Here is a 21,876-nt window from a genome sequence, read left to right on the forward strand (position 1 = left end):
TTTATTAGAGGACTAAAACAAATTCCTTACTTGCCAACACACAAGTTCCCGCCTTCCGAAAGAGTGAAAGAAAGAGTGAAAGAGATAGTAAATCAGCCCTCCGTTACTTAATATTTCTTACTTTCTTCCTCATTATCCTTACAAATCACTATCTTTGCGACCTCATAATTTGTTTTTAACGAATAAACTACGATAGTGCTAATGAAACAGTACAGAACCGTAAACAACCTTATGGGTTGGCTTACATTCATCATTGCGGCAACTGTCTACTGCCTGACAATAGAACCGACCGCAAGTTTCTGGGATTGCCCGGAGTTCATAACCACCGGCTATAAACTGGAAGTCGGACACCCGCCCGGCGCACCTTTCTTCATGCTAGTGGCGAACCTGTTCACTCAATTTGCTTCCGACGTAACAACTGTTGCTAAAATGGTGAATTACATGAGTGCCCTCATGAGTGGCGCCTGTATTCTGTTCCTTTTCTGGAGCATCACCCACCTGGTACGCAAACTGATTATCACTGACGAAAACAATATCACCAAAGGACAGCTTATCACCATCATGGGCAGCGGACTGGTCGGCGCACTGGTCTATACGTTCAGTGACACGTTCTGGTTCTCGGCCGTGGAAGGTGAAGTATATGCCTTCTCCTCCTTGTTTACCGCTGTTGTTTTCTGGCTGATTCTGAAATGGGAAGACGTAGCCGACCAGCCGCACAGCGACCGTTGGATTATCCTCATCGCCTATCTGACCGGATTGAGTATCGGTGTGCACTTGCTGAACTTGCTTTGTCTGCCTGCCATCGTATTGGTATACTACTACAAGAAAACGCCGAATGCTACCGCCAAAGGTTCGTTAATAGCATTGTTCGGCTCAATGGTGCTCGTTGCAGCCGTGCTTTACGGCATCGTACCGGGTATCGTGAAAGTAGGCGGCTGGTTTGAACTGTTGTTCGTCAACGGACTCGGAATGTCATTCAATTCGGGCGTAGTGGTTTATATCATTCTGCTTGCAGCCGCTCTGATTTGGGGTGTATACGAAAGCTACACCGAAAAGAACAAAGCGCGCATGGCTATCTCCTTTATCGTGACAATCGCCCTGCTCGGTATCCCATTCTACGGACACGGAGTAAGCAGTATCATTATCGGTATCCTTGTGATTGCCGCACTGGGACTTTATCTTGCTCCGGGCGTACAAGAGATGATAAAAGAGAAATGGCGCATTTCCGCCCGCACCATGAACACAGCATTGCTGTGCACCATGATGATCGTAATCGGGTATTCTTCTTACGCACTGATCGTTATCCGTTCTACTGCCAACACTCCGATGGACCAGAACTCACCGGAAGACATCTTCACCCTGGGCGAATACCTCGGCCGTGAACAATACGGAACCCGTCCGCTCTTCTACGGCCCTGCTTTCTCTTCGAAAGTGGCGCTCGACGTAAAAGACGGCTATTGCATCCCCCGCCAATCGGAAACAGGAACCAAATATGTCCGCAAAGAAAAAACTTCACCGGACGAAAAAGACTCCTATATCGAACTCCCCGGACGTATCGAATACGAATACGCACAGAATATGCTTTTCCCGCGTATGTACAGCTCGTCACACGCCCCGCTCTACAAGCAATGGGTAGACATCAAAGGGTATGACGTTCCTTACGACCAGTGCGGAGAAATGGTAATGGTAAATATGCCCACCCAATGGGAGAATATCAAGTTCTTCTTCTCCTACCAGTTGAACTTCATGTACTGGCGTTACTTCATGTGGAACTTTGCCGGACGACAGAACGACATACAGAGCACCGGAGAAATAGAACATGGCAACTGGATTACGGGGATTCCGTTTATCGACAACTTGCTGGTAGGTAATCAGGAACTGCTTCCGCAGGATCTCAAAAACAATAAAGGACACAACGTATTCTACTGTCTGCCGCTGATTCTCGGCTTAATCGGACTCTTCTGGCAGGCTTATCATAGCCAGCGGGGTATCCAGCAATTCTGGGTGGTCTTCTTCCTGTTCTTCATGACGGGTATCGCTATCGTGCTCTACCTCAACCAAACCCCGGCACAACCCCGTGAACGAGATTACGCGTATGCCGGTTCGTTCTACGCCTTTGCCATTTGGATAGGTATGGGTGTGGCAGGTCTGATACAGTGGTGCTCGCGCATAAAGCCCCAGTTGCGTCTTGTCGAAGGAGCCACAGAAGAAGAAGCCGACAGAATACGCAAGATACTCACCGAGAAGCAAGGCAAATTCATCAGCCCGCAGGAAGAAGCCGACTTGCAGCAACAACTTGCCGACCTCTACGAGCCGTATATCGACTACAAACCCACAGTCGTCGTAGCAAGCATCCTGACGCTGCTCTGCCTGTTTGTACCCATCCAGATGGCAAGCCAGACCTGGGATGACCACGACCGCAGCGGACGCTTCGTTGCCCGCGACTTCGGACAGAACTACCTGATGACCTTACAGGAAAAAGGGAATCCGATTATCTATACCAATGGTGACAACGACACTTTCCCATTGTGGTACAACCAAGAAACAGAAGGCTTCCGTACAGATGCCCGCACCTGTAACCTAAGTTATCTGCAAACAGACTGGTATATCGACCAAATGAAACGTCCGGCATACGATTCCCCATCGCTTCCTATCACTTGGGACCGTGTACAGTACGTGGAAGGGCAGAATGAGTATATCTCTATCCGCCCTGAAATGAGAGCCCTTATCGACAGCTACTTCAAGCAAGCCAATGAACTGGCTGCACAGGGAGATACGACTATTCTGTCGCTCGTTCACTCCATTTTCGGTGAGAATCCATACGAATTGAAGGAAATCATCAACCGCTGGATGCTCGGCAAGAACGACCAGCTGAAAGAGCTTCTCAAAAAGTCCGGCAAGGATATACAACTCCCGCTTATCCCTACGGACAGCATCGTAATGAAGGTGGACAAAGAAGCCGTACGCCGCTCCGGCATGAAGATACCGGAAGCATTGGGCGACTCTATCCCCGAATACATGACCATTACCCTTAGAGACGCCAACGGCAACCCGAAACGCGCCCTCTACAAGAGTGAACTGATGATGCTCGAAATGCTTGCCAACGCCAACTGGGAACGTCCCATCTACATGGCAATCACCGTAGGCAGCGAGAACCATCTGGGCATGGGCAACCACTTCACGCAGGAAGGTCTTGCCTACCGTTTCACACCGTTCGATACGGACAAACTGGACAGCAAGATAGACAGCGAAAAGATGTACGACAACCTGATGAACAAGTTCAAGTTTGGCGGTATCGACCAGCCGGGTATCTATATCGATGAGAACGTGATGCGTATGTGCTACACGCACCGCCGTATCTTCACACAACTCGTAGGCCAACTTATCAAAGAAGGCAAGAAGGATAAGGCACTCGCCGCACTCGACTACGCCGAAAAGATGATTCCGTCATACAACGTACCGTACGACTGGGCAAACGGCGCCTTCCAGATGGCAGAGTCTTATTACCAGTTGGAACAGAGCGAGAAAGCCAACAAAATCATCGACGAGCTTGCCAACAAGTCGCTCGAATACATGATTTGGTATCTCAGCCTGAACGATAACCAGCTTGCCATCGCCGGCGAGAATTTCATATATAACGCCAGCCTGCTTGACGCTGAAATCCGTCTGATGGAGAAATATAAATCAGAAGAACTCGCAAAACACTACTCCGAACAGCTTGACCAACTATACAACGAGTATGTGACGAGAATGAAAGGGAGTAAGTAGTGACTAACCACTAACCGCTACACAAAATGTTTATAGAACAACCACCCTGGCTTTTACGAGCGTTGTATCCACAAGCTATCTTCCGGATGGACCCGAATGAACGGGCAGTCTATCTGACTTTTGATGACGGTCCTATCCCCAAAGTAACTCCCTGGGTACTGGAAGTATTGGAAAAGCATCATATTAAAGCCACCTTCTTCATGGTAGGCGACAATATACGCAAGCACCCGGATGAATACCGGATGGTGGTAGAGCACGGACACCGCATCGGCAACCATACTTTCAACCACATCCGCGGATTCGAATATTCCAATCCGGATTACCTCGCAAACGCCCAAAAGGTAGACGAAATTATCCATTCCGATCTCTTCCGTCCGCCACACGGGCACATGGGGTTCCGGCAGTATTATACCCTGCGCCATCATTACCGCATCATTATGTGGGATCTTGTGACTCGTGATTATAGTAAACGGATGAGCCCGGAACAGGTATTGAACAACGTGAGGCGCTATGCACGCAACGGTTCCATCATCACTTTCCATGACTCACTGAAGTCGTGGAATAACGGCAACCTGCAATATGCGCTCCCCCGTGCCATTGAGTTCCTGAAAGAGGAAGGATATGAGTTTAAGGTGTTATAACCTGAAATAATATAGCATCATTTCTCTCAGGAGAATTTGAAAGAACATAAAAGCCGAAGCTCTGCGCCCCGGCTTTTCTTCATTTAAAGCCACTTTCCGGCTCGATATCGACAGTTTTCCATTTAATCCATCACTTGAACATTGCAAGGCAAAATTGTCCGATAAAGGAAAAAAAACAGCCAAAAGCGCATATCTTTCAAAGAATATGAATCATTCTTATCCTCTCCAAACTTATTTTTTATAAATTTGCACCGGACTCTTCCGCAGAAAGCCTCCGGGTGGTGGGGAGAGTCGTTTATATAGAGAAGACGTTTACTAGCGTTTGTCATTCGTGTTCAGAACTTCGCAAACTTTGATCTACTGGAATGATGAATAGCAACCAAGACGTCCTCCTGATGTGTATTTATATACATCCGTGCCCCGCTTTGACCAAACAAAGAGAGGTTACGGATGTTGTACATATCGGCGTGGGCTTTCTGCGTTGTTCGTTCCCAGTAGTTTGGCATTGCGAAGGCCTTGGACACGGAACGAGCGAAGGTGAGAGATTTCCCACGCCTTTTTTATATATCCCTATCACCACATACAGTAACTCCGTCCGTCAAGGGAAATCAAAGGGACGCATATAGCAAAGACAGAAACATGATTCATGCGGGACAACTTATTGAACGCACGCTTCACGAACAAGGACGCACAGTGACCTGGTTCGCCACCCAGCTATGCTGTACACGACCTAATGTCTATAAGATATTCAAGAAAGAGAATATCGACATCCATCTGCTCTGGCGTATCTCCTACATTCTCGGACACGACTTCTTCCGCGACTTATCCGACAGCATCAGTACCGACAACAATACTACCAGTGTATCCAAATAGGATACAATCCCGTATCGTTCTTGGAACTATGCTTTTCCCCGTTCGTGCACTCCTTTCGCATACCTTTGCCGAAAATATTAACATATAATCACAAAGGGACATGAAAATGAAAAAATTAATCTTATTTATTTCACTCGCCTTTATCGGTGCAATCGGAGCGTATGCACAGAAAACAACCGTGAGAATGCAAGAGACACAAGCCCGTTTGCTGGATGTCACTTCCAACGCTTATGTAAAGCCACTCACCGTAGAGTTGCAGATAGACAAGTCCAAAGGACGTGTCAAGGACGAATGGACGCTCACAAGAGAGCAAGCCGAACAGGAAATGAACGGAGACTTGATAAATATCCGCAGTTACGCCATCTATATGTCTTCCCAAAAGCACAATGCCGACGTGATAGTAGCCGCCACATTCAATGTCAAGACAAATGAAGATGGCAACGGATATAAAGTAACCGTGATCGGCTATCCTGCAACCTTCATCAACTGGAAAACGGCAGAAGCATCCGACTACGAATGGATACGTATGGAAAAGACACTCACAACAGCAGACAAAGACAAGATTGCCGCCGTCATCAAATAAACGAAAAAGAAAATCATAGTAAAATCACATTAATAATCAAATAGAATTTCAACATGAAAAAACTATTATCATTAGCAGCCGCATGCTTATTGTGTGCAGGCATGCAAGCTCAAATCGTATCGTCCAGAAGTGTCAGTATCAAATCTGCCCAAAAACAACCATCGGAAACACAATGGTTTCTGCGTGGCGGACTGAACATAATGAAACTCACCGGCGATGGCGCAGAAGATACCGGCAGCAAACTCGGTTACAACTTCGTCTATGGCTTTCAGAAACCAATCAGTACAGTAGGCACTTATTGGGGAATGGAATTCGGCCTGGGTTCCCGCGGTTGGGGAGACTCTGAGGACGGCTACAAAGTCAGCCAAATGGCACACAATGTACAGGTATCTCCGTTCACATTCGGATACAAGTACAATATCACGGATGCTGTGGCTATCGACGCACACCTGGGTGCTTATGTCAGCTTCGACTATGTAGGGAAATATAAGGAAGAGGAAGATGGCGAAGAAGTGGGTAGTGCCAGTATCGGCGACTGGGAAGACTGGAAGCGTTTCGATGCCGGTATGAATATCGGTGTAGGTCTTTGGTACAGCCGTTTCAACCTCGACTTCACTTATCAACGCGGATTTATCAAGACCTGGGAATGTAACACCAGCAATGTACTAATCCGCTTGGGTGTAGCCTTCTAATCGGAGTTAGCATCGAACCTTGATTATATCATTTATACACGGCGTTCACGCTCTTTTCTCTCTGCAGAAGGGACGTGAATGCTGTTTTATCTAACAAAACAATGAAAAGTAGCATGTTCAAACAACGATTATGGATACTTTCCTTTCTCCTCGCAGGAATAACTCTCCAGACAACTGCCCAAACATTTACCGAACAGGGGAAGACCTATCCTATCAGCGCAGACGGCAACAAATATGTAGTCACCGGCTTTACTCCCTTCAGCCAACTAAACGATGAGGGAATTTTCGCCAACACTCTATTATGGACAGTAGAAAATGTTTGTCCCAAACTGCGCGAAGGAATAACAGAAGTAAACGTACCTGCCAAAAACTTCAAATGCGACCTGATACTCAACTCTCCGGCAGACTCGAAACAAAACAATACGTACTACTGTAAAGCCACTTTTCGTATAGCAAGCGGCAAACTGATCTATTATATCTCCGATATTCTGATTGAATCATCAGCATTCGTAATGAAAAAGGTCACTCCCATGGAGAAACTGTCACCGGAGAAAAAGCCGGCGCATAAGGAAATAATGGACGACTTCATACAAGTCGAATCACTCATACTTAATAAGATGTTCGACTTCGTTGCAAGTAACCAACTTTCCCCCATCACGCATTGGAACGAAATCAGTATCAGCAAACCCGTGCAAGGTATGACCGCAGATGAATGCCGGCTAGCCTTCGGCAAACCGCAGACAATCCTAGAATCAAACGGAGAAATACAATGGATGTATTCCAGTTCTTTCTACCTTTTCTTCAAGAACGGGCGCGTGGAGACCATTATAAAATAGACTTAAAACGTACAATTTAAAATAATTCATTATAAGAACATTACAAAAAGCAGCTACCTGCATAGCTGTGTTGCTATTATCATTCATGGCATGAGCGTATTATAGCAAAGAACCCGGACTAGAGTTATACACCAAACAGACTTTACGTAAAGTCAATTAAATAAAAGATTCCAGCAGACTTATAAATCCTGCAGTCTTAATATAAAAGTGTCAAGTATGCTCTATTATAATAGAGCATACTTGACACTTTTCAAAATACTTATACTACATTATCTTGCATACAGCATCCATTTCCAAGCCGGCAGGACACGAATCAGCATATCCTGCTCCCTCCACTCAGCCTCTGTCTCCATTGTGACAATGACGAGTTCCTGACAGTCTGTCGCCCGGGCAGCTTCCAGCAATCCCTCTATTTCCCGTCTGCGGGTTTCCTCATCACCCATCTGATAACTTACTTGTATCAATCGCGTCACTTTATCAAATTCTGTAACCACAAAATCACATTCCTTCTTGCCTTTATAATAATGCAACTCTTCCTGAATCCGTAGCGTTCTTCTCAAATGAAGGAAAACAGCATTTTCCAGCAATTTCCCATTATCCTCACTCTGTGAATTCAAAAGTACGGAACGCAGACCATTATCAATGCAATAGTACTTCTTATCTCCTGTATTCTCCTTTACAAGTGACGGTTCATATTTTGTCAAGGAGAAAAAGAGATAAACAGACTCGGTCTGAACAATCACATCATACAATGTATTCTTCCCTATACTGACTCCCTGCGACTTCAATTCATTATAAATACGGTTGATTGAAGTTGGCTTCGTCAAGTTACTCATCACCCGTTTGATGAAGTAACGTATCGGTTCCGGATTCCTTATTTCATACCTCTCCACAAGATCCTTGTAGAGCATCACAAAGAAGTATTCCTGCAGAATCCTATCCTTATATAATGGAGCCGCCAATACAACTTCCGGGAAGCCTCCTCCATGTAAATACACTTTAAATGCATTGATAAGTTTAGCGCGGTTCTCTGGTACATAATAATTCGTATCAACTCCGGTAAAATTACAGAATTCGATGAATGACAACGGAAATTCCTCATACTGCAATGTTCGCCCGCGCAAAGAGGTGGCCAACTCTGAAGAAAGCATCCGTGAATTACTTCCCGTAAGAAAAATGTGCCTGCATTCCTGTTCATAAACCCGCCGTACAAAGGGTTGCCAATCATCTGCCATTTGTACCTCATCAAAGAACATATAAACTTCTTTCAACGGAATTGCAGGATAAAGTTCCCGGTAGGCCTGAAGAATCTCATCCAAATTATCTGCATTCAGTTGCAAACGTTCATCATCAAAGTTGAGGAACAGTATCTGCTCCTTCGTTACAACCCGTTCACGGATAAGCCGGTTTATTGCCAATAGAAAAAGAGAAGACTTACCACACCGCCTCACGCCGGGCACGGTTATAATCTTTCCGCTATCGACAGGTAATGAAAGTTCACGAGGATAAACTTCCACCGGCAATGATGCCTGAAATCCCGCAATCAGTTGTTTTAGCAATTCTTTCTTTCCCATAAAGACAATAATTGTAAATTCTTTCTTTTTTAGAAAGACAAAATTAGAAAAAAGTTTCTTCATTACAAAGAAACAGGCTATTAATCTATAAGGATTCAAAACATGTTAATTCATACAAATCGCTTTACAGGTCTATTCGTCCTCAACCTTTAGCCAAACCAGATCGATAACAGCAGCAAGTCCATTTCCGGCTGTCGTTCCACCATTTTCTAATAAATCAGTAAACAATCCATAATAAAATTTCAGAGATTTCAAGTTAACGGACACCTCTCTTGGCGCATTACCATAACTGTATTTCATGGTATACTCTCCCAAGAACCGCTCGTATTTGGTATAAGCCGGATCGGGCACATGGGGTTCCGGCAGTATTATACCCTGCGCCATCATTACCGCATCATTATGTGGGATCTTGTGACTCGTGATTATAGTAAACGGATGCGCCCGGAACAGGTGTTGAACAACGTGAAGCGCTATGCACGCAACGGTTCCATCATCACTTTCCATGACTCACTGAAGTCGTGGAATAATGGTAACCTGCAATATGCGCTCCCCCATGCCATTGAGTTCCTGAAAGAGGAAGGATATGAGTTTAAGGTGTTATAAATAACAAGACTATCGCTATCTTCCCCCAACTGATAAACAAAAAAGTTATAACCTAATATTCAGATTGTCACAGTATCCATATCTACTGGCTACAGGAGAAATGGATGCTGGAGACAAGACATATATGCGGTGGGAATAGAATATATATGCACTATAAATCACTCATACAGAAATCATACAGAGAGGAAAAATAGCGGGTAATCATCTATAATAAAAAAACAAATTCTTAAAGCTATATACCCAATTTAGCCAATATACCGAGTTCTAGCAGAACTTGGTAAATTTTGTTCTATACAAATGGATGCTGAAACATAGATAATGATTGCTGCTATTTATCATCCTATGGATAAAAACAGGGGTATAGACAATTTAGATTACATCTAAATAAATAACGATTCCAATAGCTTTTCCTATAATTCATTTTCACATTAATTTATATTTATAAAGCGACAATGCGAAGGCTGTTAAATGTCAAATTGTTACTATATTTAGGGTTAAAGCATAATAAACATATTATTTTATACCATATAGAAAATAATATCTTGCACAAAAATCACCTCAAATAATAGTATAAAATACATCACATTCTTTTATCTTTTTAGAATTACTTATTTCTATTTTATAATTTTATACCTATATTTGCGATTATTCTTGAATGTAAAAACAAGAATTAATAATTTTAATATATAAAAGAGTGTTTATGAACAAAAAAGTAATGTTGCTATTGGTCTGCTTATTTACAAGCGTAGGCCTGATGATTGCCCAAACACCTAAAAAGGTGACAGGAGTCGTTATTTCGGAAGAAGACGACCAGCCTGTAGTGGGAGCATCTGTTTTAATAAAAGGTACAACGTTGGGAACAGTTACCAATATTGACGGTCAGTTCACTATTGACAATGTACCAAGTTCTGCTAGGACTTTGAAAGTCAGCTATATTGGAATGAAATCCCAAGAGGTTGCCATCAAAGCTGGTACCATAAAAATCATACTCCAACCGGACTCTGAAGTACTGGAAGAAGTAGTAGTCACCGGTATGCAGAAAATGGATAAACGATTGTTTACGGGAGCCTCAACGAAGCTGTCGGCAGACAACGTGAAGCTAAACGGTATGGCCGACATCAGCCGTGGATTGGAAGGACGGGCTGCCGGTGTATCTGTTCAAAATGTATCAGGAACATTTGGTACAGCCCCTAAAATTCGCGTACGTGGCGCTACATCTATCTACGGTAGTTCCAAGCCGTTATGGGTAGTAGATGGCGTTATCATGGAAGACGTAACAGAAGTTGGTGCCGACGAGCTTTCATCCGGTGATGCAGAAACGTTGATCAGCTCTGCCATTGCAGGTCTGAATGCCGATGACATCGAAAGTTTTCAAATCCTGAAAGACGGTTCAGCAACCTCCATCTATGGAGCACGTGCCATGGCAGGTGTAATCGTTGTAACTACTAAGAAAGGTAAAGCCGGCACAAACAAAATCAGCTACACCGGAGAATTCACCATGCGAATGAAACCTAATTATCGGAATTTCAACATCATGGATTCTCAAGAACAGATGAGCGTATATCGCGATTTGGAAGCAGCCGGATATCTAAACTTTTCCGACTCCTACCGTGCATCTACAAGCGGTGTATACGGAAAAATGTATCACCTCATCAACTCATACAACGCAACCAACGGAACTTTCGGTTTGATAAACACTCCCGAAGCACGTGATTTATTCTTGCGTCAGGCTGAATACAGCAATACCGACTGGTTCGATCTGTTATTCAGCAATAGCGTGTCTCAGAACCACGCTATTAGCATGTCAACTGGTACGGATAAAGCGTCCTACTATACTTCATTAAGTGTAATGACAGACCCGGGATGGACCAAAAGAAGCAAAGTTTCGCGTTATACTGCCAACATTAATGCTCTCTACAACATCTCTAAAGCCGTTTCGTTAAATTTAATTGGTAACGCAGCATATCGCCAGCAAGCTGCCCCTGGCACATTGGGTTCACAGACCGACCCAGTGAGTGGCGAAGTGAAACGTGATTTCGATATCAACCCTTACTCATACGCACTAAATACCTCCCGAACATTGGATCCAAATGAATATTATGTACGCAACTATGCGCCATTCAACATATTCAATGAATTGAACAACAACTACATGGATCTGAACGTATTGGATACCAAATTCCAAGGCGAATTGAAATGGAAGCCAATCAATAAGGTAGAGCTATCGGCATTGGGAGCATACAAATACTCTACAACGACACAAAACCATTACGTGAAAGATTACTCCAACCAAGCATGGGCATATAGGGCTATGGACGACGCTACGATGCAGCAAGCCAATCCTTGGTTGTATACAGACCCGGATAAAGTCAACACACTGCCGGAAACAGTTCTGCCTGTCGGTGGTTTCTACCGTGAGACGAAATATGCCATGAATAGTTACGACTTCCGCGCCACGGCAAGCTATAACGATGTATTTAAAGAAAATCACATCTTAAACATATTTGCCGGAATGGAACTGAACGCAACAGACCGCAGCAAAACCTGGTTCAACGGTGTCGGTACACAATACGGTATGGGTACACTCCCCAGCTACAGTTACTTATATTTCAAACAAGGAAACGAAGAAAATACTGACTATTATACGATAGACGAGACACGTTCGCGTGAAGTTGCATTCTTCGGTACGGGTACATACTCATACAAAGGAAAATATACATTGAATGGCACCATACGTTACGAAGGGTCTAACAAACTGGGTAAAAGCCGCTCTGCACGCTGGCTTCCTACATGGAACGTTTCCGGAGCATGGAATGCACACGAAGAAAATTGGTTCGAAAGCTTGCAGCCTGCTCTTTCACATGCCACCTTGAAAGCTTCTTATTCACTAACCGCTGACAGAGGTCCGGCCAACGTCAGCAACTCATACGTGATTATCAAAAGCTATAATCCGTGGCGCCCGTCGGCAGACGTACAAGAATCCGGACTGCAGATTTCCGAAACACAGAACAACAGCTTGACCTACGAGAAAAAGCATGAATTAAATATAGGTATCGACTTAGGATTCCTCGACAACCGGGTCAATCTGGCTATGGACTGGTACAAGCGTAACAACTACGACTTGATTGGTATCATCAACACACCAGGTATCGGAGGTCAAATCGCCAAATACGCCAATCTGGCAAGCATGAAGTCTCACGGTATAGAATTTACCCTATCTACCCGCAACATCGTCACCAAAGACTTCAAATGGAATACCGATTTCATTTTCTCCAATGCTAAAAACGAAGTGACTGATCTGCAATCCAACGCCACAGTGATGGATTTGATTTCCGGCAACGGCTTTGCCATGCAAGGCTATCCGGTCAGAAGTCTTTTCTCCATGGATTTCAAAGGACTGAACGAGGAAGGTATACCAACATTCATCAATGAAAGCGGAGAGTTGACAACAAGTGACATAAACTTTCAAGAACGCGACCGCAAAGGTCACTTGATCTACGAAGGCTCTACCGATCCCACCATCACCGGTAGTTTCGGTAACATTTTCACGTACAAAGCCCTTAAGTTGAATGTATTCATCACCTATTCATTCGGCAACGTCGTTCGTTTAGATCCACAATTCCACAACAAATACACCGATCTAGACGCTACGCCAAAAGAATTTAAAAACCGATGGATGAAATCCGGTGACGAGAACCGTACAAACATCCCTGCCATTGCAGATGCGCGTATGAATACGCAAGACACTTATCTGAGCCGTGCTTACAACGCTTACAATTACTCTACGGTACGAACTGCCAAAGGAGATTTCATTCGCATGAAAGAGATTTCATTGTCGTATGATTTACCAAAAACATGGCTTTCACACCTGAAGTTGTCAACCGCATCACTGAAGCTGCAAGCCACCAACTTATTCCTCATCTACTCGGACGACAAACTCAACGGACAAGATCCCGAGTTCTTTAACACCGGAGGTGTGGCAGTGCCTGTGCCCAAACAGTTTACTTTAACATTGAGATTAGGAATTTAATATTATAAAGAAAACATGAAGAAAAATATATTAACCGCAACATTATTGGCAATGCCTCTGATGTTTTTCACAGCATGTAGCGATTTCTTGGATACTGCGCCCGACAATCGTATAGAAATCAATAACACCGACCAAATCACGCCTTTGCTTGTTTCTGCTTATCCCAACAAGTCAGCGGCGTTAATGGGTGAGATGTCTTCTGACAACGTAATGGACAATGGAGCACAGTTTGATGCCATGCTATTGCAAGAACAACTATACAACTGGGAAGATCCGACCGACACTGATGATGACGGTCCTTACGGACTGTGGGAGTCTTGTTATGCTGCCATTGCTTCTGCCAACCAAGCATTGGAAAGTATCGAAATGTTAGGAAATCCTGCAAACTTAAACCCACAAAGGGGGGAAGCGCTGGTTTGCAGAGCTTATGCTCACTTCTTGTTGAGCAGCATTTTCTGCATGCCTTACAATCCGAATACCGCAGATCAACAACTGGGTATTCCTTACACCAAAGAAACAGAAAAGGATGTGATTGTTCCTCACGAAAGAGGCACATTAGCCCAAACCTACAAACTGATAGAGGAAGATATCAAAGAAGGTCTGCCTCTCATCACCGACGCCTCCTATAAAGTGCCTAAATATCACTTCAACAAAAAAGCAGCCAACGCTTTTGCCGCACGTTTCTACCTCTACTATCAGAAGTGGGACAAAGTGATAGAGCATGCCACGGCAGCCATCGGCAACAATCCAGCCAATACATTGCGCCATTGGGAAGAAGATTTCGGCTCACTGTCATTGGTATCCGACGTAGCGGCACAATATATATCTGAAAAGAAAACGGCCAATCTGCTGATTAGCACAGCATATTCGAGCGCTGGTTATGTCACCGGACCTTACAGTATCTACCAACGATTTGGACACGGACAGGAAATATATAACAAAGAAACCATCAACGTAAACGGTCCTTGGCATGCACGCGGCGGATTAGTAATGGCTGATTTCATCATTAGTGTCAAACAAAAGAATCCGTTCCCCAAAATCGTCACCTATTTTGAGTATACCGACAAAGCCAGCCAAATTGGATACCGCCATACGGTAAGTGTACCATTCACTGTAGATGAAACGATTTTATGCCGTGCCGAAGCATACGTACTAAGTTCACAACACAACTATACGAAAGCATTGGAAGATATCAACAATTGGATTGTATACCATAGCAATAGAAGTGCAGACAGAGGTTCGGACTTGACAGTAGATGACGTAAACAATTTCTACGACCCACTTCCCTATGAACCAGCAATGGTCAACATTGCTACGGAAAGAAGCTTAAAGAAGAAACTCAATCCCGAAGGATTCACAGTCAATGCCGGCACGGAAGAAAACTTGATTCAGCTCATTCTCCAACTACGCCGCCTCGAAGGATTGCAGGAAGGACTGCGCTGGCATGATTTGAAACGCTACGGAATCGAATTTTCTCACAATCACGCAGGAAGATCGCCGGAAGTCCTGACAAAAGACGACCAGAGACGTGCCATCCAATTGCCGCAAGATGTAATCAATGCGGGTATCACTGCGAATCCAAGAAACTAATATAAAAGAAAAGAATTATGAAGTATATCAAATATATTGCTTTAGCACTATTCTTCGCGTGTGGTATGAGTTCATGCAGCGAAGACGAATTGGATGAACGAAGCATTTTCAGCGCCGAAGCGCCTCAAAGAAATGAATTTGACAAATGGTTACTGAACAACTATGTATATCCATACAATATAGACTTCAAATATCGCATGGAAGACAAAGAATCAGACCATGACTACAACCTGACACCAGCTCAGTTTGACAAGTCAATAGCAATGGCCAAGTTGGTGAAATTTTTGTGGATTGACTCATACACTGAGATCATGGGCGATCGTGAATTTATCTGCAAATACGGTCCTAAGATGATTCACCTCATCGGCTCTCCTGCATACGATGAAGGACAAATCACATTGGGTACGGCTGAAGGCGGATTGAAAGTGACTCTATATAACATTAATGCTTTCGACCCGAGCAATCCCGATATCGAATTCCTGAACTACTGGTATTTCAAGACAATGCATCATGAGTTTGCCCACATCTTGCACCAAACAATTGAATTTCCAAGAGAATTCTATGAAATATCAACCGGTAATTATACAGGTGCAGGCTGGGTGAACATATCAGACACAGAAGCATTGCAAAGGGGATTCATCACCAACTATGCAAGTACCGAGGTACATGAAGATTTTGTCGAGATTATCGCCAACTACATCACACACGATGCTGCATGGTGGGAGGCTCAAAGAAAAGTGGCCGGTTCGGCAGCCGCATATATTGACGCCAAACTAGACATTGCCACAACATACATGAAAGAGACCTGGAATATCGACTTGCAGCAATTGCGTGAAATAGTACAACGCCGTTCTTCGCAAGCCGCAAGTTTGGACCTAATTAATTTAAATGACTAAGACGTATGAAAAAAATATATAATATCTGCTTTCTGCTTACTCTGCTCTCTCTCGTGTCATGTACACCAGAAGAAGAAAACCTTTTCGACCAATCGGCCGCAGAACGTATTGACGCAGCAATTAAAGAAGAACTGTCCATACTGAGAGGAGCAAAAAACGGATGGGTAATGGAATATTATCCTTCCGCCACCCAAATGTATGGAGGCTACACCATGCTGGTAGCATTCAATGAAGACGGCACCGCCGACGTCTCATGCGACCTATTTGAACATGACAAAGTAGCATCCGGCGAATATGAATTGAAACAAAGCACCGGAACGATGCTGACTTTCAATACTTACAATGAAATATTCCACTTCTTCTCCGAACCATCCAACTTTTTAGGAATTGGAGAGACCGGAGAAGGCATGGAAGGAGACTATGAATTCCTTGTCCTCGACTGCACGCCCGAACAAGTTGTGCTGAAAGGTAAGAAAACCGGTAACAAAATGATGATGACCCCCATACCGGAGAATGAAACTTGGGAACAGTATTTGGGGAAAATCAAAGCGGTTGCCAAGAATGCATATCCGGCATTGTATGACGTAGAAATCGGCGAAGAGGCACAATACACCGTCACACAACAACATCATGTGTTTATTTTGGAAAATCAAGACGGTAGCCGGAAGAGCCTGCCTTTCGCCTACACCGTAGATGGTATCAGGTTCTACCAACCCGTCACCATCGGCAACCAAAATGTGCAGTCTCTAAGCTGGGACAATACAGAAATGGCTTACAAATATGAGAACATAGCCATCAAAGCTCAACCTCTTCCAGTAGGCTATCGGAAATATGAGGATTTCTTAGGCAACTATTCATTTATATATGACAATTTTGGCGCAGAACAAAATGTCACACTACGAGAAGAACTGTTCAACAGTAGCTTCATCATGGAAGGCTTTCCTATGGACATACGCATTATCTTCAAGGCCGACCTAGGGGTTATCTCCCTTGAATCTCAACAACTAGAAGGAAGTATATATTTATGTCCATGGGCTCTAAACCAAGGAGGTTCACTCACTAATCTGTCTGGTGCTGGAATGATAGGCATGGCCAGCAACAGCGCCATTGTCTTTCTTGACAATGGAGTATGGGGGGCACGAGAGACTGATTCTTTCATCGCTTACGACCTCTCAGCAAGCAAATCTATTTTTCAAATACCCTATATCGTAGGAATGATCAAACAATAACTAATTATGAAAAAGATAATATATACCTTAATGGCTGTATTCTGCATCGGAATGACAGCCTGCGACCAAGGAGAACCTTTAGTCATCCCCCAACTTGATATTGTAGAATCTACCGTTGATTTTGAAGCTATAGGAGGAAAAGGATTCATTACCCTAGCTTCCTTAGGAGAAGAAGTTAACGCTTCTTCCAGCACGGAATGGTGTAGCATTCAAAACGTAACAGGAAACAAAATCACATTCAACGTGACCGAAAATACAGAAATCACCACCCGTACGGCAATTATCCGAGTGACAGCCGGAGCCATAGCCAAGCAAGTAGCTATCACGCAAATAGGTCTGGTGGCACAATATGAACGTAAAGACTTCTACAGCTACCCCGACAATGTAGCTTTCACGGAATCAATCAAGTTCATAAGTACTTTGCCAATTGCTGTGACCATTGATAATGACTGGTTGTCTTACACGGAAACGGAAGAAGGCTTCCGGTTTGAGGCAGAAGAAAATACAAGTGGCAAAGCACGTATGGGAAAAGCCATTGTCAAAAGCGGCAACATCTCCACTGAATATCGTTTCTTGCAATATGGTATCGAAGGACTGTGCAAAGAATGGGATGCAACCTATTCTGATGGAGAGGCAATGGCAACCGATAAGTTCACCATTACCCAGACCGGAGAAAATGAGTTGAATATCAGCATAGCAGAACTAGGTTACCAACAAATCTCTGCCGTTTATGAGAATGGCGCCATAAAAATTCCTTGCGGACAAATTATAGCAGCAAAGAGAATGCAAAACGGCAGCATATATTACATTGTATTAGGAACATTAAATCGTGAAGAGACTCAAGCAGGGCTTGATGAAAATATCACTTGCCAACTTGTCCCCTATTTGAATAATAACACCAAGCAATGGGGACTTACTTTTGTTGACGATGGAAGTTGGCAGTATGACCAGATAGGTATTGTCAATTGGGCGCTAACATCCACAGGAAGTCTTGCCGGATATTGGGACAAAATACTGAATCTTTGTCTTAACTAATATTGGATCGACAAAGATTAGAACATTACAAACAGCCTGTCATCGGTCTCAAATCCAATGACAGGCTGTTTTCATCACAACTCTAAAAAGAAAAGTTGATGATGTAATCTGTATGAGCAATTAGTAGACAACCACCAGCGGCGCACGCAACCTCTGCGCATATTCAGCCATATATTTATTCCAGGCATCCGGTGTCTTGATAGCCGCCTTATCCCAGGCAGAACCCCAGTAATAAGTATATTCAGAACCCGGTTCATATTCGCTGATAGCCAAAACGTGACCGTCGGCTCCGCCACGTTCTTTCTTTTCCATTTCCGAAAAAAGAACCACTTTCGCTTCTTTCACCTGTGCAGGAAATGCAGCACCGACAAATATCTTACCGTTTGCACCGCTACGATCTGTTGTAGGATCTACGTAAGTGATATACCCGTTGGCAGCATCTGCCACAGTCGCACCGTCCGGTTCACGCAATACAAGTCCGGTAGTCACCGGCATTGCTTCTTTCAGATTGGTATATGAAACAATCGTTTTGTTGAGATAAGAACCTGCATCCAGAGAGATCACACGTGTTTCCACTACATTAGAGTCTCTACGGACTACCAGCGGATTAAATTCCAGCTTCACCGTGAAACGCAACGGACCATTATCAAGAATTTCCTGCGCACGATAGCAGTAAGGATAGATAATAGTGTCACCCGCCATCAGAGCAGCAACACCGGCACCCAACGTAGGTCCTACGGCATAGCAATCCATGCCATATCCATGATCAATATGGTAAGAGATAGCTTTTTGCAGTTCGGAGGCAGCTTCAGGATCTGTCTTTTTCAGTTCAGCTATCTTGGCACGCTTTTCAGGATTCAGTTCTTCCGCATAGAGAGATTCCAAAATCGGTTCTGTTGTGTTGTACTTCGTGAAAAGGTCGTAGCCGAAACCACGCTCTCCGCGTGCTTGCAAGGCAGGACCATACGCACGAAATCCGCCAAGATCATTCTCCCAGGCAACGTCGTCCAAACGTTCGGGATAATATTTACCGCAAGCAACGACATCGAAAGGAGCCGGTGTGCCCGGTTGAATAGTGTAAACAGCCGTTCCGTTCGCCTCTACCGTAGCGGGGAAAACAACCTTTTCGTCATACGTCACCTGATAAGGCACTTGCTGACCGTCAACATCAAGCACTACAATCTGCGCTGTATCTGCCAGCTTCAGTTTGGCAACAACGTCGCTCATCGGCACTTCAACCATCTCTCCCACCCGTTCAAGAGCCAACGGATTGGTCACTGTGATTGTCATTGACTGTCTACTGTCGACACAGGAAGCAAACCCTATCAAGACTACAGCAAACAGAATGAATATCTTTTTCATAATTAGTCTACATTGAATGAATAATAAAAAATAAGGTGACAGATGAAAAGAGGATGCTCTTTGCCATTCTATCACCTTATCGGATTAACTTACTATCTTGTATTATTTCGGCTGTTTTCCGATATAAGCAAGGATACCACCGTCTACATAAAGAACGTGGCCGTTGACAGCGTTAGAAGCTTCAGAAGCAAGGAACACAGCAGGACCTGTCAGTTCTTCAGGATCCAACCAACGACCGGCAGGAGTCTTGGCGCAGATGAATGAATCGAATGGGTGACGGCTTCCGTCTGCTTGCGGCTCACGAAGAGGAGCAGTCTGCGGAGTAGCGATGTAACCCGGGCCGATACCGTTACACTGAATGTTGTATTCACCATATTCAGAGCAGATATTGCGAGTCAGCATCTTCAGACCACCCTTAGCGGCAGCGTAAGCAGATACAGTTTCACGACCCAGTTCGGACATCATAGAGCAGATGTTGATGATCTTACCAGCACGTTTTTCCATCATAGCCGGAAGAACAGCCTTGGCAACGATGAACGGAGCGTTCAGGTCGATGTCGATTACACGACGGAAATCAGCAGCATCCATCTCGTGCATAGGAACACGACGGATAATACCTGCGTTATTTACAAGGATATCGATTGTACCTACTTCTTTGGCAATAGTAGCCACCATAGCCTGAACAGCCGGTTCGTCTGTCACATCGCACACATAACCGTGAGCTTTGATACCTTTTGCAGCGTATGCAGCCATTCCTTTGTCTACCAACTCTTGATTGATGTCGTTAAAACAAACAGTAGCGCCTTGTTCTGCGAACGCAGAAGCAATAGCAAATCCGATACCATAAGAAGCACCTGTGACGAGAGCTACTTTACCTTCCAAAGAAAAATTCAAAAACTGATTCATAATTCTTTTTGTTATTAAATTAGGAAAACTATTGTAGTTGTTATTTCAAATCTGTTATTAATGAGAAGTCCTGGTCACCGTAGTCGAGGTTCTCACCGCCCATACCCCAGATAAAGGTATAGTTGTGGGTAGCGGCAGCCGAGTGGATAGACCATTCGGGCGAAAGAACCGCCTGGTCGCCCTTCATCCATACGTGGCGCGTTTCGCCTACTTCGCCCATGAAATGGCAGATAGCATGGTCTTCGGGGATTTCGAAGTAGAAATAAGCTTCCATACGACGGCTGTGTACGTGAGCCGGCATGGTGTTCCATACACTTCCCGGAGCCAGTTCCGTCATACCCATCTGGAGCTGGCAGGTGGGCAACACCTGATTTACCAGCATCTTATTGATATTACGGTGGTTGGAACCTTCCAAAGAACCCATTTCAGCTACTACGGCATCGGCTTTCGTCACCTTGCGGTCGGGATAGTTGCGATGGGCAGTCAGTGAGTTGAAGTAGAATTTGGCGGGATGGGCAGCGTCTTTGCTTTCGAAAGTTACTACGCGGTCGCCCGAACCCAGATAAAGGGCTTCCTTATAATCAAGTTCAAATTCAGCGTCGCCTGCCTTTACGATACCGGGGCCGCCGACATTGTAGATACCCATTTCGCGACGGGTGAGGAAGAACGGAGTTTTCAGCGGGTCAATCGCTTCAAGCGTCAGCACCTCTCCTACCGGCAGCGCACCGCCTACCACCATACGGTCGTACATGGAATATACCATATTTACTTCATTGGGGACAAATATCTTTTCGATTAAGAAATCTCTGCGGATTCTTGTAGTATCATAACTTTTTGCATCCTCAGGATGCGCAGCATAGCGAATTTCATAGTTCGTTTTCATACCTTATTTATTTATAGTTATCGAATAAGTTCTCTTTCTACATGCACACCGTTTGCGTACACGATGCAAAAATAGCAAAAGAAAACGGGTTTACCTTGCAATTTTGTTCCAATTATCCACCAAAAATGTCCAGAATCTGTGCAATGTACACTTTTTTAACGAACTATAATACGATTTGGGAGTGATTTCTACCTAATACAGTTAGAAGCTTCCATAATAAAACACAAGCTATTCTAACGCCCCACACGATATGTATTGAAATAGTCAATATAACGAATAAAATAAGATGAATGAATTCGGGTCACCCGTAAATTCTAGTGGGGTTATGCATAAATTTTAGTTAGTCTATACAAGAAAAACGGTATATCTATAACT

General features: G+C 44.2%; 15 protein-coding genes and 3 pseudogenes. 13 read left to right on the plus strand and 5 right to left on the minus strand.

The annotated features are described in order from the left end of the window. Positions 1 to 201 precede the first annotated feature (201 nt). The 7 genes and pseudogenes from NSB03_RS20775 to NSB03_RS12885 form a co-directional block, all read left to right on the plus strand. Positions 202 to 2,163: pseudogene (locus NSB03_RS20775) on the plus strand (glycosyltransferase family 117 protein); the annotation flags it as partial. Positions 2,164 to 2,361: 198 nt separating this feature from the next. Further along, positions 2,362 to 3,768, plus strand: a pseudogene (locus tag NSB03_RS20780) (hypothetical protein); the annotation flags it as partial. Between the two features lie 26 nt (positions 3,769 to 3,794). Next, positions 3,795 to 4,409: a polysaccharide deacetylase family protein gene (locus NSB03_RS12865; RefSeq protein ID WP_024987532.1), complete on the plus strand. Its 615-nt coding sequence runs from the start codon at positions 3,795 to 3,797 to the stop codon at positions 4,407 to 4,409. 639 nt (positions 4,410 to 5,048) lie between these two features. Beyond that, positions 5,049 to 5,282: a hypothetical protein gene (locus NSB03_RS12870; RefSeq protein WP_022138879.1), complete on the plus strand. Its 234-nt coding sequence runs from the start codon at positions 5,049 to 5,051 to the stop codon at positions 5,280 to 5,282. A gap of 100 nt (positions 5,283 to 5,382) precedes the next feature. Continuing rightward, positions 5,383 to 5,865, plus strand: coding sequence for a hypothetical protein (locus NSB03_RS12875; protein ID WP_024987531.1), 483 nt, complete (start codon positions 5,383 to 5,385; stop codon positions 5,863 to 5,865). 53 nt (positions 5,866 to 5,918) lie between these two features. Next, the gene (locus NSB03_RS12880) at positions 5,919 to 6,557 is read left to right on the plus strand and encodes a porin family protein (RefSeq protein WP_135037915.1); all 639 of its coding nucleotides are present in this window, start codon (positions 5,919 to 5,921) and stop codon (positions 6,555 to 6,557) included. Positions 6,558 to 6,670: 113 nt separating this feature from the next. After that, entirely contained in the window at positions 6,671 to 7,393 is a 723-nt protein-coding gene (locus NSB03_RS12885; RefSeq protein ID WP_024987530.1) for a hypothetical protein, read from the plus strand. A gap of 269 nt (positions 7,394 to 7,662) precedes the next feature. Here the strand turns inward: NSB03_RS12885 and NSB03_RS12890 are convergent, their stop codons facing one another. Both NSB03_RS12890 and NSB03_RS12895 read right to left on the minus strand, forming a co-directional pair. Next, a complete protein-coding gene (locus tag NSB03_RS12890) occupies positions 7,663 to 8,967 on the minus strand; it encodes an ATP-binding protein (RefSeq protein ID WP_135039193.1) in 1,305 nt (434 codons plus the stop codon). A 132-nt stretch (positions 8,968 to 9,099) separates the two neighbouring features. Beyond that, entirely contained in the window at positions 9,100 to 9,354 is a 255-nt protein-coding gene (locus tag NSB03_RS12895; protein ID WP_128824359.1) for a hypothetical protein, read from the minus strand. Between NSB03_RS12895 and NSB03_RS12900 the strand changes: the two are divergent. The 6 genes and pseudogenes from NSB03_RS12900 to NSB03_RS12925 all read left to right on the plus strand — a co-directional run. Then, positions 9,313 to 9,570: pseudogene (locus NSB03_RS12900) on the plus strand (polysaccharide deacetylase family protein); the annotation flags it as partial. The gene NSB03_RS12895 and the pseudogene NSB03_RS12900 sit on opposite strands and share 42 nt — an antisense overlap. Positions 9,571 to 10,270: 700 nt before the next feature. Next, on the plus strand, positions 10,271 to 13,600 hold the full coding sequence (locus NSB03_RS12905) for a SusC/RagA family TonB-linked outer membrane protein (RefSeq protein WP_024987527.1): 3,330 nt from the start codon (positions 10,271 to 10,273) through the stop codon (positions 13,598 to 13,600). A gap of 15 nt (positions 13,601 to 13,615) precedes the next feature. Continuing rightward, complete coding sequence (locus tag NSB03_RS12910) at positions 13,616 to 15,190, plus strand: RagB/SusD family nutrient uptake outer membrane protein (protein ID WP_024987526.1); 1,575 nt, start codon at positions 13,616 to 13,618, stop codon at positions 15,188 to 15,190. Positions 15,191 to 15,207: 17 nt separating this feature from the next. Beyond that, positions 15,208 to 16,086 (plus strand): zinc-binding metallopeptidase, encoded by an 879-nt coding sequence (locus NSB03_RS12915; protein WP_024987525.1) that lies wholly within the window; start codon positions 15,208 to 15,210, stop codon positions 16,084 to 16,086. A gap of 5 nt (positions 16,087 to 16,091) precedes the next feature. Further along, positions 16,092 to 17,315, plus strand: coding sequence for a DUF4302 domain-containing protein (locus NSB03_RS12920; protein ID WP_257466427.1), 1,224 nt, complete (start codon positions 16,092 to 16,094; stop codon positions 17,313 to 17,315). A 6-nt stretch (positions 17,316 to 17,321) separates the two neighbouring features. Continuing rightward, positions 17,322 to 18,350 carry a BACON domain-containing protein gene (locus NSB03_RS12925; protein ID WP_128824358.1) on the plus strand — a complete coding sequence of 343 codons (1,029 nt, stop codon included), beginning with the start codon at positions 17,322 to 17,324 and terminating at the stop codon, positions 18,348 to 18,350. Positions 18,351 to 18,470: 120 nt separating this feature from the next. Here NSB03_RS12925 and NSB03_RS12930 read toward each other — a convergent pair whose 3' ends face one another. From NSB03_RS12930 to kduI, 3 genes are all read right to left on the minus strand, one after another. Next, entirely contained in the window at positions 18,471 to 19,712 is a 1,242-nt protein-coding gene (locus NSB03_RS12930; RefSeq protein WP_024987520.1) for a BT3233 family polysaccharide utilization protein, read from the minus strand. Positions 19,713 to 19,814: 102 nt separating this feature from the next. Next, complete coding sequence (locus NSB03_RS12935) at positions 19,815 to 20,618, minus strand: gluconate 5-dehydrogenase (protein ID WP_024987519.1); 804 nt, start codon at positions 20,616 to 20,618, stop codon at positions 19,815 to 19,817. Between the two features lie 40 nt (positions 20,619 to 20,658). Then, positions 20,659 to 21,501, minus strand: a complete 843-nt coding sequence (gene kduI, locus NSB03_RS12940; RefSeq protein ID WP_024987518.1) for a 5-dehydro-4-deoxy-D-glucuronate isomerase — start codon at positions 21,499 to 21,501, stop codon at positions 20,659 to 20,661. Between the last annotated feature and the right edge of the window lie 375 nt (positions 21,502 to 21,876).

Source organism: Bacteroides acidifaciens (assembly GCF_024623065.1).
GTDB lineage: Bacteria > Bacteroidota > Bacteroidia > Bacteroidales > Bacteroidaceae > Bacteroides > Bacteroides acidifaciens.